Genomic DNA, 16,145 nt, shown 5'->3' on the forward strand with positions numbered 1-16,145 from the left:
TTGATCTACCGGGGTCGAGCGCTGCCTATGACCCCGAGATTCGGCGGATGTTTGCGCGAGGAAGGGAAATTTCTTGCAGGCGCAGCGAACCGCCGCGCCTGCAAGCCCGTGCGTTCGGTCAGAACAGCACGCGCGAACGGATGGTGCCTTTCACCTGTTGCAGCTTCTCTTGCGCCAGGTCCGAGTATTCCGCATCCACGTCGATCACCACATAGCCGACCTTCTCGTCGGTCTGCAGGAATTGTCCCGAGATGTTGATGCCGTTTTCAGCGAACACCTTGTTGATCTCGCTGAGCACACCCGGGATGTTCTCGTGGATGTGCAGCAGACGGTGCTTGCCCGCGTGCGCCGGCAGCGCCACTTCGGGGAAGTTGACCGAGGACACCGAGGTGCCGTTGTCGCTGTACTTGACCAGTTTCTCGGCCACTTCCAGGCCGATGTTGGCCTGGGCTTCGGCGGTGGAACCGCCGATGTGCGGGGTGAGGATGACATTGTCCAGGCCGCGCAGGGGGCTTTCGAACTCTTCGTCGTTGGAGCGTGGCTCGACCGGGAACACGTCGATGGCAGCGCCGATCAGGTGCTTGTCCTTGATGGCGTTGGCCAGGTGATCGAGTTCGACCACCGTGCCGCGCGCGGCGTTGATCAGGATCGAGCCCTTCTTCATCGCGCGAATTTCCTTCTCGCCGATCATCCACTGGGTGGACGGCAGCTCGGGGACGTGCAGCGAGATGATGTCGGCCATGCCCAGCAGCTCGTTCAGGCTGGGAACCTGGGTAGCATTGCCCAGCGGCAGCTTGGTCAGCGGGTCGTAGAAGTACACCTGCATGCCCAGGCTTTCGGCCAGGACCGACAACTGGGTACCGATCGAGCCGTAGCCGACGATGCCCAGTTTCTTGCCGCGGATCTCGAAGGAGTTCGCCGCGCTCTTGATCCAGCCCCCGCGATGGCACGAGGCGTTCTTCTCGGGGATGCCGCGCAGCAGCAGGATGGCCTCGGCCAGCACCAGCTCGGCCACCGAACGGGTGTTGGAGTAGGGGGCGTTGAAGACCGCGATGCCGCGCTCGCGCGCCGCGCCCAGGTCCACCTGGTTGGTGCCGATGCAGAAGCAGCCGACCGCGACCAGCTTCTTCGCGCAGTCGAAGACCTCTTCGGTCAGCTGAGTGCGCGAGCGGATGCCGATGAAGTGGGCATCGGCGATCTTTTCCTTCAGTTCTGCATCGGGCAGCGAACCGGTGAGGTACTCGATATTGGTGTACCCGGCAGCTTTCAACGTGTCCACGGCGTTCTGGTGGACACCTTCGAGAAGAAGGAACCTGATCTTGCTCTTGTCGAGAGAAGTCTTGCTCATCTGCGTAAACCTGTATCCCGGAGAAAAATGGCGAAGAGGGGCAAAGCGGCGCGGCGACGGGCCTGGGCACGTTCGGCGGGGTCGCTATGCTAGCATAAGCGACATCGTCTGAGCTGATCGCGACAGGTGAAGCGTGCTCAGGGTGACCATGAATCGTTCGAGAGTTGCGCCGATGACCGACCACGCGGTAATGGATGAACTGAAGACGCTGGTAGACCCGGGCAAGGTCCTCACCGACCCCGCTTCCCTGGAGGCCTACGGCAAGGACTGGACCAAGCACTATCCCCCAGCGCCGAGCGCGATCGTACTGCCCAAGAGCATCGAACAGGTCCAGGCCATCGTCGCCTGGGCCAATCGTCATCGCATTGCGCTGGTGCCCTCGGGCGGTCGCACCGGGCTGTCGGGGGCGGCCGTGGCCGCCCATGGCGAGGTGGTGGTGGCGTTCGACGCCATGAACCGGATCCTCGACTTCAACCCCTTCGACCGCACCGTGGTGTGCCAGCCCGGCGTGATCACCCGTCAGCTTCAGCAGTTCGCCGAGGAACAGGGGCTGTACTATCCGGTGGACTTCGCTTCCAGCGGATCGAGCCAGATCGGCGGCAACATCGGCACCAACGCCGGCGGCATCAAGGTCATTCGCTATGGCATGACCCGCAACTGGGTGGCGGGCTTGAAAGTGGTCACCGGCAAGGGCGAGTTGCTGGAACTGAACCGCGACCTGATCAAGAACGCCACGGGCTACGATCTGCGCCAGCTGTTCATCGGCGCCGAGGGCACCCTGGGCTTCGTGGTCGAGGCCACCATGCGCCTGGAGCGCGCCCCGCGCAACCTCACGGCGATGGTGCTGGGCACGCCGGACTTCGACTCGATCATGCCGGTGCTGCACGCCTTCCAGAACAAACTCGACCTGACCGCCTTCGAGTTCTTCTCCGACAAGGGCCTGGCCAGGATTCTCGCCCGCGGCGACGTCCCTGCACCGTTCGACAGCGCCTGTCCTTTCTATGCCCTGCTGGAATTCGAGGCCAGTACCGAACAGGTGGCCGAGCAGGCCCTGGCCACCTTCGAGCACTGTGTCGAGCAGGGCTGGGTGCTCGATGGGGTGATGAGCCAGAGCGAAACGCAGCTCAGGAACCTGTGGAAGCTGCGCGAGTACCTGTCCGAGACCATTTCCCACTGGACGCCCTACAAGAACGACATTTCGGTGACCGTCTCCAAGGTCCCGGCGTTCCTGCGCGACATCGACGCGGTGGTCGCCGAGCACTATCCCCACTACGAGGTGGTCTGGTACGGCCACATCGGCGACGGCAACCTGCACCTGAACATCCTCAAGCCCGAGCACCTGGACAAGGACACATTCTTCGCCTCGTGCGCCCGGGTCAACAAATGGGTGTTCGAGATCGTCGAGCGCTACAACGGCTCGATCTCCGCCGAACACGGCGTGGGCATGACCAAGCGCGACTACCTGGGCTACAGTCGCTCGGCGCAGGAAATCGCCTGCATGAAAGCGATCAAGGCGGTGTTCGACCCGAACGGCATCATGAATCCGGGTAAGATCTTCGCTCCCGAATGACAAGCAGTTCCAGAGGAGTCGGCCCAATGAGTTACCAGCATCAATACGTAGACGGCACGAACATCCACTTCCCGCTGGGCAAGGTGGTGTGCATCGGCCGCAACTATGCCGAACACGCCCGCGAGCTGGACAACCCCATTCCCAGCGAGCCGCTGCTGTTCATCAAGCCCGGCAGTTGCGTGGTACCCCTGGAAGGCGGCTTCAAGATCCCTGCCGAGCGCGGCTCGGTACACTACGAGGCCGAGATCGCGGTGCTGCTGGGCAAGTCGTTGTCCACTCGGCCCAGCGTCGAAGAGGTGCTCGATGCCATCTCCGGCTATGCCCCGGCGCTGGACCTGACCCTGCGCGACCTGCAGGCTCGCCTGAAGGAAAAGGGCCTGCCGTGGGAACTGGCCAAGAGCTTCGATGGCGGCTGTGTCCTGGCGCCTTTCGTCGCCGCTTCGAATTTCGCCGACGTGACCGACATTCCTGTGCGCCTGACCATCAACGGTGAAGTGCGCCAGGACGGCAACAGCGCGATGATGCTCAACCCCATCGTACCGATCATCCAGCACATCGCCGCGCATTTCTCGCTGCAGGCGGGGGACGTGATCCTCACCGGTACCCCGGCCGGGGTGGGCCCGCTGAATGTGGGTGACGAGCTGGTGCTCGAGCTGCCGGGCGCCTGCCGTTTCGAAAGCCGCGTGCTCTGACCCAACCTTAGACGCTTCCCACGAGATTCTCGTGGGAAGCCGACAGGCTTTACCAATTTTTCACACCCCAGTTGGATAATGCGCGCGTCTTAATCAATCGATCCAGGACCCGTCCATGCCCGTATCCCCTCGCGCACCTGCGTGCGCCAAGCGTCGTTTCTACCTGCGCTGGCCGTTTCTGCTGGCCGTATTGGCCATCCTCGGCATGGGCGTGGCGATGGCCATGCACTGGGACGATCGGGCGCTGCTGTGGGTCAAGGAGGGCCTGCTGAGCAAGGCCGAGCGCAAGCAGAGCGTATGGCTGCCGGGCTACTCGGTGGACATCGACGCCAAGCACCTGCCGGGCATGGCCGACGACGAGGCTTCGGACGTCTCGTTCAACCCCGTCACGCGGACCCTGTTCGCGGTCATGGGCAAGAACCCGTTCCTGGTCGAGCTGAGCCTGGACGGCGATGTACTGCGCCAGATCGCCCTGGTGGGCTGGTCCAACCCGGAGGGCGTGGCGGTCCTGGACGACGGCCAGATCGCGATCGTCGACGAGCGCGAGCACGACCTGACCCTGGTCAAGGTGGATGCGAGCACCTCATCGCTGAACCGCAGTGACTTTCCGCGCTACGACCTGGGTGAGTCGGCGGACCAGAACAAGGGCTTCGAGTCCATCGCCTGGGATCCGGCGCACCAGCGCCTGGTGATCGGTGAGGAACGGCCGCCGCGTCTCTACACCTGGGCCAGCGATGGCCGCAGCCCACTGGTCGGCGACAAGCAGCCGCTGCCCAATGACCAGCTGGACTTGCGCAACCTGTCGGCGCTGGCCGTGGATCGGCGCACCGGCCACCTGCTGGCGCTGTCAGCCGATTCGAACCTGCTGCTGGAGCTGGACGAGAACGGCCGCCAGGTCAGCTTCATGACGCTGCTGGGTGCCTTCAACGGCCTGCAGAGCCGTATCCCCCGGGCCGAAGGCGTGACCATGGACGACGAAGGCAACCTGTACATCGTCAGCGAGCCGGCGCTGTTCTACCGCTTCAAGAAGCATGTGAACCCCGGCCAGCGATGATGGCATTCAGCTTTATTTCAGCTGGGCGTGGTTGAATTCAGCACCTTCGAACGAGTGCCATCCATGTCCCGCCGCCTTCAACGCTGCCTCTTACTCCTGGGTCTGGTGGCCCTGTCGCTGGCGGGCCTGGCCGCCCACGAGTTTCGCCTGTTCGAGCGCGGCTGGTTCAATCTGCGCACCTGGTGGCAGCCTACCGTCGAAGGCATGGCGCTGGATCGATACCAGGCGGTGGTGCAGGCCCGGCCGATCGAGGGTCTGCAGGACGACGTGTCGGCATTGACCTACGACCCCGACCGCAAAAGCCTGTTCACCGTGACCAATGCGCGTTCGGAGCTGGTCGAGCTGTCGCTGGAGGGGCGCATTCTGCGGCGCGTGCCGCTGATCGGCTTCGGCGACCCGGAAGCGGTGGAGTACGTCGGCCCCAACAGCTATGTCATCACCGACGAGCGCCAGCAGCGGCTGATTCGTGTGCGCCTGGACGACGCGACGCGCTCGCTCGACGCGAGCCAGGCCGAACAGCTCACCCTCGGCATCGGCCTGAACGGCAACAAGGGCTTCGAGGGCCTGGCCTTCGATGCCGCCGGCCAGCGTCTGTTCGTGGCCAAGGAGCGCGACCCGATGCTGATCTACGAGGTGCGCGGCTTCCCCCATGGCGAGCCTGGTCGTCCCTATGCGGTGCAGGTGGTGCAGGACCGCCAGCGCGACCGACGCTTGTTCGTGCGTGACTTGTCCAGCCTGCAGTTCGACGAGCGCAGCGGCCACCTGCTGGCGCTGTCCGACGAATCGCGGTTGGTGGTGGAACTGGGCGTGGACGGGCGTCCGTTGAGCACCCTGTCGCTGCGCAAGGGCTATCAGGGTCTGGAGAAGGCCGTGCCACAGGCCGAAGGCATCGCCATGGACGATGCCGGGACGTTGTACCTGGTCAGCGAACCGAACCTGTTCTACGTCTTCAGGCCGGGCAGCGCCGGGCAGGCGCTCACTGCGCCTTGAGGGTGCGCACGCCGTCCTGGGTGCCCAGCAGCAGCAGGTCGGCCGGGCGTGCCGCGAACAGGCCGTTGGTCACCACGCCGACGATGGCGTTGATCTGCGCTTCGAGCGCCACGGGATCGGTGATCTGCAGGTTGTGCACATCGAGGATGACGTTGCCGTTGTCGGTCAGCACGCCTTCGCGGTACACCGGATCGCCACCGAGCTTGACCAGCTGGCGCGCCACATGGCTACGGGCCATGGGGATCACTTCCACGGGCAGGGGGAAGGCGCCGAGCACCGGTACCAGCTTGCTGCCATCGGCGATGCAGATGAAGGTGCGGGCCACGGCGGCCACGATCTTCTCCCGGGTCAGGGCCGCGCCGCCGCCCTTGATCAGGTTCAGGTGCTCGTCGCTCTCGTCGGCGCCGTCGATGTAGAACTCCAGCTCGCCAACGCTGTTGAGCTCGTAGACCGGGATGCCATGGCCCTTGAGGCGCTCGGCGGTGGCCTCGGAGCTGGCCACGGCGCCATCGAAGGCACCCTTGTGCTGCGCCAGGGCGTCGATGAAGCAGTTGGCGGTGGAGCCGGTGCCGACGCCGATGACGCTCTTGTCGTCGAGCCTGGGCAGAATGTGATCGACGGCGGCCTGGGCGACGGCCTGTTTGAGTTGGTCCTGGGTCATGCGGGCTCCAAGGGGCGCAAGGTTTACTGAAGGCCGCCAGTATAACGACTCCGGCTTTGCTGTGGTCGCCCGGCAGGACGCTGGGGTAGACTTCCAGCCCTTGTCCCGCGGCCCAGTGATGTGTCAACGATGCTCGAACAGTACGTCAAGAAGATCCTCACCTCGCGCGTCTACGACGTCGCGGTCGAAACCCCGCTGCACAGCGCCGGGCAGCTGAGCAAGCGCCTGGGCAACCAGGTCCTGCTCAAGCGTGAGGACCTTCAGCCGGTGTTCTCCTTCAAGATTCGCGGGGCGTACAACAAGCTGGCGCAGCTCGGCCCCGAGGAGCTGGCCCGCGGCGTGGTCACCGCCTCGGCTGGCAATCACGCCCAGGGCCTGGCCCTGGCCGCCCGTGAGCTGGGCATCGAGGCCACCATCGTGATGCCAAAGACCACGCCGGAAATCAAGATCGAGGGCGTGCGCTCGCGCGGCGGCAAGGTCGTGCTGCACGGCGATTCCTTCCCCGAGGCGCTGGCCTATTCGCTCAAGCTGGTGGAGGAGAGGGGCCTGGTGTACATCCACCCCTACGACGATCCGCACACCATCGCCGGGCAAGGCACCGTGGCCATGGAGATCCTGCGCCAGCACCCGGGTCGACTCGACGCGATCTTCGTGCCGGTCGGCGGTGGCGGCCTGATCGCCGGCATCGCCGCCTACGTGAAGTACCTGCGCCCGGAAATCAAGGTGATCGGCGTCGAACCGGACGACTCCAACTGCCTGCAGGCTGCCATGGCGGCTGGGGAGCGCGTGGTGCTGCCGCAGGTCGGCCTGTTCGCCGACGGCGTGGCGGTGGCGCAGATCGGCCAGCACACCTTCGACATCTGCCGTCATCACGTGGACGAGGTAATCACCGTCAGTACCGATGAAATCTGTGCTGCGATCAAGGATATCTATGACGATACCCGCTCGATCACCGAACCTGCCGGCGCCTTGGGCGTGGCGGGGATCAAGCGCTACGTCGAGATGACCGGCGTGAGCGGGCAGACCCTCGTCGCCATCGACTCGGGCGCCAACGTCAACTTCGACCGTCTGCGCCATGTGGCCGAGCGCGCCGAGCTGGGCGAGAAGCGCGAGGCGATCATCGCCGTGACCATCCCCGAGCGCCCTGGCAGCTTCAAGGCATTCTGCGAGGCCATCGGCAAGCGTCAGATCACCGAGTTCAACTATCGCTACCATGCCGACAAGCAGGCGCACATTTTCGTCGGCGTGCAGACCCACCCGGACACCGACCCACGGGCGGCGCTGGTTCGCCACTTGGGCGAGCGCGGGTTCCCGGTGATCGACCTGACCGACAACGAACTGGCCAAGCTGCATATCCGCCACATGGTCGGCGGCCATTCGCCTGCCGCCAGCGACGAGCGGGTGCTGCGCTTCGAATTTCCGGAGCGCCCGGGGGCGCTGTTCAATTTCCTCGACAAGCTGGGTGGACGCTGGAACATCTCGATGTTCCACTACCGCAACCATGGCGCGGCGGATGGCCGCGTGGTGGCCGGGCTGCAAGTTCCGGAAGACGAGCGCCACCTGTTGCCCGGGGCGTTGGCAAAGATCGGCTACCCGTACTGGGACGAGACCGACAACCCGGCCTATACGCTGTTCCTGGGTTGAGCGGCTACGCTTGATCCAGGGCGGCTGCCGTTGCCGGTGAACCAGCGACGTGGCTTGCGCAAACCGATCTGCCGAAGGACATGACATGGATTCCCTGGCCACCCTCAAGACCTTGCACATCCTCGCTTTGGCAGTGCTGATCCTCGGCGCCCTGGGCCTCTCGGGCTGGACCGTGCGCGCCCGCCGTCAGGGCGATGCCCAGGCGGCTGCGCGCCTGCTGCAACGGCCATTGGTCTACATCTGGTTGGCGATGGGCCTGTGCCTGCTCAGCCTGCCGTTCACCGGCTGGTGGCTGGTCCACGGGCTCGGCCTGCCCCTGGGGCAGACCTGGGTGCTGGGTTCGAGCATCCTCTACACGCTCGGGGCGTTCGCCCTGTGGTGGCTGCTGGTGCGCTTGAACCGGCTGCGCAGGACCGAGCCGGTCGCCCTGCGTCCGACCCTGGCGCTGGCCGTGTTCAGCGGCCTGTGCTTTCTGTCGATCGCCGGGCTGACGGCTGTGCGGCCGCTGTAACCCGCCTGCCGGGCAGCCTTCGCAGGGCCAGAGGTGCGCAGTGACTCAGTCGCGCAGCGATATCACCGGCCAGCCACGGCGCTCGGCCTCTGCCTTGAGCTTCGGATCCGGGTCCACGGCGACCGGGTGAGTCACCTGTTCGAGCAGGGGCAGGTCGTTCAGCGAGTCGCTGTAGAAATAGCTGTCCTGCAGATCGTGGCCGTTTTCCATCATCCAGCGCTTCAGGCGCGTCACCTTGCCTTCACGGAAACAGGGTATATCGGTGCTACGTCCGGTGTAGCGCTCGCCGTCACGCTCGCATTCGGTGGCCAGCAGGGTGCTCACGCCCAGGCGACGGGCGATGGGGCCGGTGACGAATCGGTTGGTGGCGGTGATGATCACCAACTGGTCGCCCGCGGCTCGGTGCTGTTGCAGCAGGGCCAGCGCTTTGGGCTGGACCAGTGGCTCGATGCAGTCGCGCATGAACTCGCGGTGCCACTGGTCGAGCTGTTCGGGTGCGGTGCTGGCGAGGATTTCCATGGAGAAGGCCAGGTAGGCCTGCAGGTCCAGGGTGCCGTCGAGGTAGTCCTGATAGAACGCGTCGTTGCGGTTCTTGTAGGCGACGGGGTCGAGAATGCCCCGTTCACACAGGTAGTCGCCCCAGGCGTGATCGCTGTCACCGCCGAGGAGGGTATTGTCCAAGTCGAATAAAGCCAGGCGCATGGGGATTTCTCGCAGAAGCCTCCGGGAATAAGTCCCGCAGAATACGGAGTTTTTAACGTGCTGCCCATAAGCGATGGCGGGCGCGTTGCTGCGCTCGCAAGCTTTGTGGAACAATGCGGCGACATGCGTTTTCGAGGTTGCTGCCGTGATCGACCCGGATGGTTTTCGCCCCAATGTCGGGATCATTCTCACGAATGATTTCGGACAGGTGCTATGGGCTCGGCGGATCAACCAGGATGCCTGGCAGTTTCCCCAGGGTGGCATCAACCCTGACGAGACCCCAGAGGATGCCCTGTACCGCGAGCTGAACGAAGAAGTTGGTCTGGAGCGCGAGGATGTGGAAATTCTTGCCTGCACCCGCGGCTGGTTGCGTTATCGTCTTCCTCAGCGCCTGGTCCGTACGCACAGCCAGCCGCTGTGCATCGGCCAGAAGCAGAAGTGGTTCCTGCTGCGCCTGGTGAGCAACGAACAGAGGGTGCGGATGGACCTGACCGGAAAACCGGAGTTCGACGGCTGGCGCTGGGTCAGCTACTGGTATCCGTTGGGTCAGGTGGTGACATTCAAGCGCGAGGTCTACCGCCGCGCGCTGAAAGAGCTAGCCCCGCGCCTGTTGACGCGCGACTGACGACGGAGTTCGACCCCGAGCCATGCTCAATACGCTGCGCAAGATCGTCCAGGAAGTGAACTCCGCCAAAGATCTCAAGACGGCGTTGGGGATCATTGTCTTGCGCGTCAAGGAGGCCATGGCCAGCCAGGTCTGCTCGGTCTACCTGCTCGATCCGGAAAGCAACCGCTTCGTGCTGATGGCCACCGAGGGCCTGAACAAGCGCTCGATCGGCAAGGTCAGCATGGCGCCCAACGAGGGTCTGGTCGGCCTGGTCGGCACCCGCGAGGAGCCGCTGAACCTGGAAAACGCCGCCGACCATCCGCGCTATCGCTATTTTGCCGAGACCGGCGAGGAGCGTTTCGCTTCCTTCCTCGGGGCGCCGATCATCCACCACCGTCGCGTGGTGGGCGTACTGGTCATCCAGCAGAAAGAGCGCCGCCAGTTCGACGAAGGCGAAGAAGCCTTCCTGGTGACCATGAGCGCCCAGCTCGCCGGGGTCATCGCCCATGCCGAAGCCACCGGCTCGATCCGCGGTCTGGGCCGCCAGGGCAAAGGCATCCAGGAAGCACGTTTCGTCGGCGTGCCCGGTTCGCCTGGGGCGGCCGTCGGTCGCGCGGTGGTCATGCTGCCGCCCGCCGACCTGGAAGTGGTGCCGGACAAGACCGTCGAGGACATCGACGCCGAACTCGCCCTGTTCGAGAACGCCCTCGAATGCGTGCGTGCCGACATGCGCAAGCTGTCGGCCAAGCTGGCGACCCAGCTGCGCCCTGAGGAGCGGGCGCTGTTCGATGTCTACCTGATGATGCTCGAAGACGCCGCCCTGGGCGGTGAAGTGGCAGCAGTCATCCGCACCGGCCAGTGGGCCCAGGGCGCGCTGCGCCAGGTGGTGGGCGAGCACGTCAATCGCTTCGAGCTGATGGACGACGATTACCTGCGCGAGCGCGCCTCGGACGTCAAGGACCTCGGCCGGCGCCTGCTGGCCTACTTGCAGCAGGCGCGTTCGCAGACGCTGGTCTACCCGGACAACACCATCCTGGTGAGCGAGGAGCTCACCCCGGCCATGCTCGGCGAGGTACCCGAAGGCAAGCTGGTCGGCCTGGTCTCGGTGCTGGGCTCGGGCAACTCCCACGTGGCCATCCTGGCCCGCGCCATGGGCATTCCGACGGTGATGGGCCTGGTCGACCTGCCGTACTCGAAGGTCGACGGCATCGAGATGATCCTCGACGGCTACAAGGGCGAGGCCTACACCAACCCCAGCGAAGCACTGCGCAAGCAGTACAGCGACGTGGTGGAAGAGGAGCGCCAACTGGCCCGAGGCCTGGACGCCCTGCGCGAGCTGCCGTGCATCACCCCCGATGGCCATCGCATGCCGCTGTGGGTCAATACCGGTCTGCTGGCCGACGTTGCCCGCGCCCAGCAGCGCGGGGCCGAGGGCGTGGGCCTGTACCGCACCGAAGTGCCGTTCATGATCAACCAGCGCTTCCCCAGCGAGAAGGAGCAGCTGGCGATCTATCGCGAGCAACTGGCGGCCTTCCATCCGCTGCCGGTGACCATGCGCACCCTGGATATCGGCGGCGACAAGGCACTGTCCTACTTCCCGATCAAGGAAGAGAACCCCTTTCTGGGCTGGCGCGGCATTCGCGTGACCCTCGACCACCCGGAAATCTTCTTGGTGCAGACCCGCGCGATGCTCAAGGCCAGCGAGGGCCTGAACAACCTGCGCATCCTGCTGCCGATGATTTCCGGCATTCACGAACTCGAAGAGGCGCTGCACCTGATCCACCGCGCCTGGGGCGAGGTGCGCGACGAGGGCACCGACGTGCCCATGCCGCCGGTCGGGGTGATGGTGGAGATCCCGGCAGCGGTGTACCAGACCCGCGAGCTGGCCCGCCAGGTCGATTTCCTGTCGGTCGGCTCCAACGACCTGACCCAGTACCTGTTGGCCGTGGACCGCAACAATCCGCGCGTGGCCGACCTTTACGACTACCTGCATCCGGCGGTCTTGCAAGCGCTGCAGACCGTGGTGCGCGATGCCCATGCCGAGGGCCGGCCAGTGAGCATCTGCGGTGAGATGGCGGGCGACCCGGCCGCCGCGATCCTGCTGATGGCCATGGGCTTCGACAGCCTGTCGATGAACGCCACCAACCTGCCGAAAGTGAAATGGATGCTGCGTCAGGTCGACCTGAGCAAGGCCAACGAACTGCTGGCCGATGCCATGAGCCACGACAACCCGCAGGTTATCCACAGCTCGCTGCAACTGGCCCTGAAGAACCTGGGCCTGGCACGCATGATCGGGCCGAACAAGAGCCTCTGAACCGTTGGCCCACGCTGCTGAGCGGCCGTCGAAGGCGGGCGTCAGGCCGAGAGTTCGACCTCGCCCAACTGGCCGCCATAGGGCCCGAAGCTGCGTTCGAGCATGTACCTGTGGCCCCGTTCATCGACGATCAGCACCGTGCTGGCGCGCGTGCCGTAGTTCTGGCTGGCGATGAACGCACTGGACAACAGCCGCTCGGTGGCCAGCCCCACGCCTGTATCGGGCAGTGCGTCGTCACTGGCCTGTTCGTCGTTGGCCAGCAGTCGCAGCAGGCGCTGCGGATCGGGCGTGTCGAGGGTGTCGGCCAAGGCCCGGCGTGCCTGCACGAGCTTGGGCCACGGCGTGTCCAGCGCCGCATTGGACATGCCGTACACGCCGGGCGTCAGCAACCTCGGTAGCCCTTCCTGGGCATTCAGGTAACCCAACCCCTGGCCGTCGCCCACCAGCAGGTTGAACCCCGCGTAGTGCGCGGCGGACTCGGCGACCTGCTGCAGATACGCCGTGACGCTCAGGTGGCCGTTCAGGAATCGCGCCACCAACTCGCCCCGCGAGCGAGCGCCAGCGGGCTGGCGTGGATCACGGATGTTGGTCAATGCGGCGAAGCGTCCCTGCGGACCGATCCCCAGCCATGTGCCGCCCGCTTCGAGATCACGACCGGCATGCACGTCGGGTGCGTCTTCCCAGGCCGCGAGCGGCTGGGTGGGGCGGGCGTAGAATTCGTCACGGTTGGCCGCGACGATCAGCGGCAGGGCATGCCCCGGCCGCCAGGCGAATACGATCAGGCACATGCTCGGGCCTCGGCGTTTGTCGCCACTGTACCGGTTGCCAGGGCTCGACGCATCAACCGGCGCAGACTTCACTAGAGGCGTGGCCCCGGCTTCCGTTACCATGCCCAATCGCATTTTCAGGGCCTGCGAATGGAATTCGTACTCTATCTGCTGTTGGGTGCCTGCGCCGGTGTACTGGCCGGCCTGTTCGGCGTGGGCGGCGGCATCATCATCGTGCCGGTGCTGGTGTTCAGCTTCACGTTGCAGGGTTTCGACGCGTCCATTCTCACGCACCTGGCGGTGGGCACCTCCCTGGCCACCATCGTCTTCACTTCGATCAACGCCGTGCGCGAGCATCACCGCAAGGGCGCCGTGCAGTGGCCGCTGTTCCTGTGGATGACGCTGGGCATCCTGCTCGGCGCCGGTATCGGCGCCAAGACCGCGTCGTTGATCCAGGGCCCCGCGTTGCAGAAGATCATCGGCGTGTTCGCCGTGCTGGTCGCCGTGCAGATGGCCCTGGACCTCAAGCCCAAGGCTCGTCGTGGCCTGCCCGGCAAGCCAGGGCTGGTCGGCGCGGGCGGCGTGATCGGCTGGGCCTCGGCGATCTTCGGCATCGGTGGCGGCTCGCTGACGGTGCCTTTTCTCACCTGGCGCAGCCTGCCGATGCAGCAGGCGGTGGCCACTTCGTCGGCCTGCGGCCTGCCGATCGCCCTGGCCAGCGCCCTGAGTTTCATGCTGCTGGGCTGGAACGAACCACACCTGCCTGCCCACAGTCTGGGTTATGTCTACCTGCCGGCCCTGGTGGGCATCGCCATCACCAGCATGTTTTTCGCCCGCTTCGGCGCGCGCCTGGCGCACAGATTGTCGCCTCGCCTGCTCAAGCGTCTGTTCGCCGCGTTGCTGTTCTGCGTTGGCCTTAGTTTTCTGATCTAGAGGAACCTCCATGCTGCCTTACCCGCAGATCGACCCCGTGGCCCTGTCGCTCGGGCCGCTGAAAATCCACTGGTACGGGTTGATGTACCTGATCGGCATCGGCGGGGCCTGGCTGCTGGCCACTCGCCGGCTGAACCGTTTCGATCCTACATGGACCCGCGAGAAGCTGTCGGACCTGGTGTTCTGGCTGTCGATGGGGGTGATCGTCGGCGGACGCCTGGGCTACGTGCTGTTCTACGACCTGCACCAGTACCTGAGCAACCCGACGCTGATCTTCGAGGTGTGGAAGGGCGGCATGTCGTTCCACGGCGGCTTCATCGGCGTGATGCTGGCGGCCCTGTGGTTCGGCAAGCGCAACAACAAGTCGTTCTTCGAACTGATGGACTTCGTCGCGCCGCTGGTGCCGATCGGGCTGGGCGCCGGGCGCATCGGCAACTTCATCAACGCCGAGCTGTGGGGCAAGCCCACCGATGTGCCGTGGGCGATGATCTTCCCGCCGTTCAGCGACCCGGCGCAGTTGCCCCGTCACCCGTCGCAGCTGTACCAGTTCGCCCTGGAAGGCGTGGCGCTGTTCGCCATCCTCTGGCTGTTCTCGCGCAAGCCGCGCCCGACCATGGCGGTGTCCGGCATGTTCGCGCTGTTCTACGGGATCTTCCGCTTCATCGTCGAGTTCGTCCGGGTGCCGGACGCCCAGCTCGGCTACCTGGCCTGGGGCTGGCTGACCATGGGTCAGATTCTCTGTGTGCCGATGATCGTCGGTGGTATCTTCCTGATCTGGCTGGCGTACCACCGCAAACCCGTACAAAAAGCCGCCATCTGATTCACACGGCAGGGGCGATCCCCCTGCCGTTATCGTTTACAGGTAACCCATGAAACAGTACCTCGACCTGGTCCGTGACGTCATCGACAACGGCACCTTGCAGGGCAACCGCACTGGCATCCGTACCATCAGCCTGCCTGGCGCGATGCTGCGCTTCGACCTGCAGAAAGGCTTCCCGGCCATCACCACGCGCAAGCTGGCGTTCAAGTCGGCGATCGGCGAGATGGTCGGCTTCCTGCGCGGCGTGCGCAACGCCGGCGAATTCCGCGAGCTGGGCTGCAAGGTGTGGGACCAGAACGCCAACGAGAACGCCCAGTGGCTGGCCAACCCGTTCCGCCTCGGCCACGACGACCTGGGCGAGATCTATGGCGTGCAGTGGCGCCAGTGGCCCGGCTACAAGCGCATCGCCCTGAGCAACCCGGCCGCCATCGAGAAAGCGCAGCAGGCGGGCTTCCGCCAGATCGCCCAGGACGAGGAGGGCGGCCAGGCCTTCGTCATCCTGTACAAGGCCATCGACCAGGTGCGCCAGTGCCTGGACACCATCGTCAACGACCCCGGCAGCCGGCGCATCCTGTTCCACGGCTGGAACTGCGCCCAGCTGGACGAAATGGCGCTGCCGCCGTGCCACCTGCTGTACCAGTTCCACCCCAACGTCGAGACCCGGGAACTCTCCCTGACGCTCTACATCCGCTCCAATGACCTGGGCCTGGGCACGCCGTTCAACCTCACCGAGGGTGCTGCGCTGCTGTCGTTGTTCGCGCGCCTGACCGGCTACACGCCGCGCTGGTTCACCTACTTCATCGGCGATGCCCATGTGTACGAGAACCACCTGGACATGCTCGAGGAGCAGCTCAAGCGCGAGCCGCTGCCGGCGCCCAGGCTGGTGATCAGCGACCGCGTGCCGGCCTTCGCCGAGACGGGCCGGTACGCGCCAGAGTGGCTGGAGAAGATCGAACCGAGCGATTTCTGGCTCGAAGGCTACGAGCACCACGCCCCGATGACGGCGCCGATGGCGGTGTGATCCATACCCCCTCCTGCCTTCGCTCAGTGCCCGTGGCTGCGGCCCACGTGCGAAGGCTCCACCTCCGGCGCGGTCACCGCGCCGTTGACCTCCAGCTGCTGGAGGATCGCGCATTCATCTCCCTGCGCATTGCACTGCCGACGCAACTCCAGCAACTGCTGTTGCAACGCGACCAGGCCGTCGAGACGGGCCTGGACGTGGGCGATGTGCTCGTCGATCAACGCGTTGACGCTGCCGCAGGCGCCCTCGGGGCTGTCACGCAGGCGCAGCAGGCTGCGGATTTCGTCCAGGGTCATGTCCAGCGTGCGGCAGTTGCGGATGAACGTCAGGCGCTCCACGTGGGCCTGGGTGTACAGCCGGTAGTTGCCGTCGCTGCGGGCAGGTTCGGGCAGCAGGCGTTCGCGCTCGTAATAACGGATGGTCTCCACCGCGCAGCCGGTCACCTTGGCCAGTTCGCCGATCTTCATCGCCCATGCTCCTCTGAGTGCTTGACCCTATAGTGGCTACAGGG

The 16,145-nt window shown here is 65.2% G+C and carries 16 protein-coding genes; 11 read left to right on the plus strand and 5 right to left on the minus strand.

The features are described 5' to 3' along the window. Positions 1-118: 118 nt before the first annotated feature. Complete coding sequence (gene serA, locus IAE34_RS04260; RefSeq protein ID WP_200137608.1) at positions 119-1,348, minus strand: phosphoglycerate dehydrogenase; 1,230 nt, start codon at positions 1,346-1,348, stop codon at positions 119-121. 172 nt (positions 1,349-1,520) lie between these two features. On the opposite strand from serA, the gene IAE34_RS04265 reads away from it, so the two are divergent. From IAE34_RS04265 to IAE34_RS04280, 4 genes are all read left to right on the plus strand, one after another. After that, complete coding sequence (locus IAE34_RS04265) at positions 1,521-2,918, plus strand: FAD-binding oxidoreductase (protein ID WP_200137609.1); 1,398 nt, start codon at positions 1,521-1,523, stop codon at positions 2,916-2,918. 26 nt (positions 2,919-2,944) lie between these two features. Then, the gene (locus IAE34_RS04270; protein ID WP_200137610.1) at positions 2,945-3,610 is read left to right on the plus strand and encodes a fumarylacetoacetate hydrolase family protein; all 666 of its coding nucleotides are present in this window, start codon (positions 2,945-2,947) and stop codon (positions 3,608-3,610) included. 115 nt (positions 3,611-3,725) lie between these two features. Next, positions 3,726-4,664: an SdiA-regulated domain-containing protein gene (locus tag IAE34_RS04275; protein ID WP_200137611.1), complete on the plus strand. Its 939-nt coding sequence runs from the start codon at positions 3,726-3,728 to the stop codon at positions 4,662-4,664. Between the two features lie 63 nt (positions 4,665-4,727). Further along, positions 4,728-5,654, plus strand: a complete 927-nt coding sequence (locus tag IAE34_RS04280; RefSeq protein WP_200137612.1) for an SdiA-regulated domain-containing protein — start codon at positions 4,728-4,730, stop codon at positions 5,652-5,654. Here IAE34_RS04280 and rpiA read toward each other — a convergent pair. Then, complete coding sequence (rpiA, locus tag IAE34_RS04285; protein ID WP_200137613.1) at positions 5,641-6,315, minus strand: ribose-5-phosphate isomerase RpiA; 675 nt, start codon at positions 6,313-6,315, stop codon at positions 5,641-5,643. The genes IAE34_RS04280 and rpiA overlap by 14 nt on opposite strands. 129 nt (positions 6,316-6,444) lie before the next feature. On the opposite strand from rpiA, the gene ilvA reads away from it, so the two are divergent. Together ilvA and IAE34_RS04295 are read left to right on the plus strand one after the other, a co-directional pair. Continuing rightward, a complete protein-coding gene (gene ilvA, locus IAE34_RS04290; protein ID WP_200137614.1) occupies positions 6,445-7,959 on the plus strand; it encodes a threonine ammonia-lyase, biosynthetic in 1,515 nt (504 codons plus the stop codon). Positions 7,960-8,044: 85 nt separating this feature from the next. Next, entirely contained in the window at positions 8,045-8,470 is a 426-nt protein-coding gene (locus tag IAE34_RS04295; RefSeq protein WP_200137615.1) for a DUF2269 family protein, read from the plus strand. Between the two features lie 45 nt (positions 8,471-8,515). On the opposite strand, the gene IAE34_RS04300 is transcribed toward IAE34_RS04295, so the two are convergent. After that, positions 8,516-9,172 carry an HAD family hydrolase gene (locus IAE34_RS04300; protein ID WP_200137616.1) on the minus strand — a complete coding sequence of 219 codons (657 nt, stop codon included), beginning with the start codon at positions 9,170-9,172 and terminating at the stop codon, positions 8,516-8,518. Between the two features lie 145 nt (positions 9,173-9,317). Here IAE34_RS04300 and IAE34_RS04305 point away from each other — a divergent pair, with 145 nt between their 5' ends. Both IAE34_RS04305 and ptsP read left to right on the plus strand, forming a co-directional pair. Then, positions 9,318-9,797 (plus strand): RNA pyrophosphohydrolase, encoded by a 480-nt coding sequence (locus IAE34_RS04305; protein WP_200137667.1) that lies wholly within the window; start codon positions 9,318-9,320, stop codon positions 9,795-9,797. Between the two features lie 22 nt (positions 9,798-9,819). After that, positions 9,820-12,093 carry a phosphoenolpyruvate--protein phosphotransferase gene (ptsP, locus tag IAE34_RS04310; RefSeq protein WP_200137617.1) on the plus strand — a complete coding sequence of 758 codons (2,274 nt, stop codon included), beginning with the start codon at positions 9,820-9,822 and terminating at the stop codon, positions 12,091-12,093. Positions 12,094-12,134: 41 nt separating this feature from the next. Here the strand turns inward: ptsP and IAE34_RS04315 are convergent, their stop codons facing one another. Beyond that, on the minus strand, positions 12,135-12,881 hold the full coding sequence (locus IAE34_RS04315) for an NRDE family protein (RefSeq protein ID WP_200137618.1): 747 nt from the start codon (positions 12,879-12,881) through the stop codon (positions 12,135-12,137). A 129-nt stretch (positions 12,882-13,010) separates the two neighbouring features. Here IAE34_RS04315 and IAE34_RS04320 point away from each other — a divergent pair, with 129 nt between their 5' ends. From IAE34_RS04320 to IAE34_RS04330, 3 genes are read left to right on the plus strand one after another with little or no spacing between them, the layout of a single operon-like run. Then, entirely contained in the window at positions 13,011-13,793 is a 783-nt protein-coding gene (locus tag IAE34_RS04320; RefSeq protein WP_200137619.1) for a sulfite exporter TauE/SafE family protein, read from the plus strand. A gap of 10 nt (positions 13,794-13,803) precedes the next feature. Continuing rightward, positions 13,804-14,613, plus strand: coding sequence for a prolipoprotein diacylglyceryl transferase (lgt, locus tag IAE34_RS04325; protein WP_200137620.1), 810 nt, complete (start codon positions 13,804-13,806; stop codon positions 14,611-14,613). Positions 14,614-14,662: 49 nt separating this feature from the next. Beyond that, positions 14,663-15,634: a thymidylate synthase gene (locus IAE34_RS04330; protein WP_200137621.1), complete on the plus strand. Its 972-nt coding sequence runs from the start codon at positions 14,663-14,665 to the stop codon at positions 15,632-15,634. Positions 15,635-15,657: 23 nt separating this feature from the next. On the opposite strand, the gene cadR is transcribed toward IAE34_RS04330, so the two are convergent. Next, positions 15,658-16,101 carry a Cd(II)/Pb(II)-responsive transcriptional regulator gene (gene cadR, locus IAE34_RS04335; RefSeq protein WP_200137622.1) on the minus strand — a complete coding sequence of 148 codons (444 nt, stop codon included), beginning with the start codon at positions 16,099-16,101 and terminating at the stop codon, positions 15,658-15,660. Between the last annotated feature and the right edge of the window lie 44 nt (positions 16,102-16,145).

Origin of the sequence: Pseudomonas sp. S30, from assembly GCF_016518545.1 — a bacterium.
GTDB lineage: Bacteria > Pseudomonadota > Gammaproteobacteria > Pseudomonadales > Pseudomonadaceae > Aquipseudomonas.

Bases quoted from the DNA above. Each gene is read 5' to 3' on its own strand.
- serA (WP_200137608.1), bottom strand. From the start codon at position 1,348: ATGAGCAAGACTTCTCTCGACAAGAGCAAGATCAGGTTCCTTCTTCTC.
- IAE34_RS04265 (WP_200137609.1), top strand. From the start codon at position 1,521: ATGACCGACCACGCGGTAATGGATGAACTGAAGACGCTGGTAGACCCG.
- IAE34_RS04270 (WP_200137610.1), top strand. From the start codon at position 2,945: ATGAGTTACCAGCATCAATACGTAGACGGCACGAACATCCACTTCCCG.
- IAE34_RS04275 (WP_200137611.1), top strand. From the start codon at position 3,726: ATGCCCGTATCCCCTCGCGCACCTGCGTGCGCCAAGCGTCGTTTCTAC.
- IAE34_RS04280 (WP_200137612.1), top strand. From the start codon at position 4,728: ATGTCCCGCCGCCTTCAACGCTGCCTCTTACTCCTGGGTCTGGTGGCC.
- rpiA (WP_200137613.1), bottom strand. From the start codon at position 6,315: ATGACCCAGGACCAACTCAAACAGGCCGTCGCCCAGGCCGCCGTCGAT.
- ilvA (WP_200137614.1), top strand. From the start codon at position 6,445: ATGCTCGAACAGTACGTCAAGAAGATCCTCACCTCGCGCGTCTACGAC.
- IAE34_RS04295 (WP_200137615.1), top strand. From the start codon at position 8,045: ATGGATTCCCTGGCCACCCTCAAGACCTTGCACATCCTCGCTTTGGCA.
- IAE34_RS04300 (WP_200137616.1), bottom strand. From the start codon at position 9,172: ATGCGCCTGGCTTTATTCGACTTGGACAATACCCTCCTCGGCGGTGAC.
- ptsP (WP_200137617.1), top strand. From the start codon at position 9,820: ATGCTCAATACGCTGCGCAAGATCGTCCAGGAAGTGAACTCCGCCAAA.
- IAE34_RS04315 (WP_200137618.1), bottom strand. From the start codon at position 12,881: ATGTGCCTGATCGTATTCGCCTGGCGGCCGGGGCATGCCCTGCCGCTG.
- IAE34_RS04320 (WP_200137619.1), top strand. From the start codon at position 13,011: ATGGAATTCGTACTCTATCTGCTGTTGGGTGCCTGCGCCGGTGTACTG.
- lgt (WP_200137620.1), top strand. From the start codon at position 13,804: ATGCTGCCTTACCCGCAGATCGACCCCGTGGCCCTGTCGCTCGGGCCG.
- IAE34_RS04330 (WP_200137621.1), top strand. From the start codon at position 14,663: ATGAAACAGTACCTCGACCTGGTCCGTGACGTCATCGACAACGGCACC.
- cadR (WP_200137622.1), bottom strand. From the start codon at position 16,101: ATGAAGATCGGCGAACTGGCCAAGGTGACCGGCTGCGCGGTGGAGACC.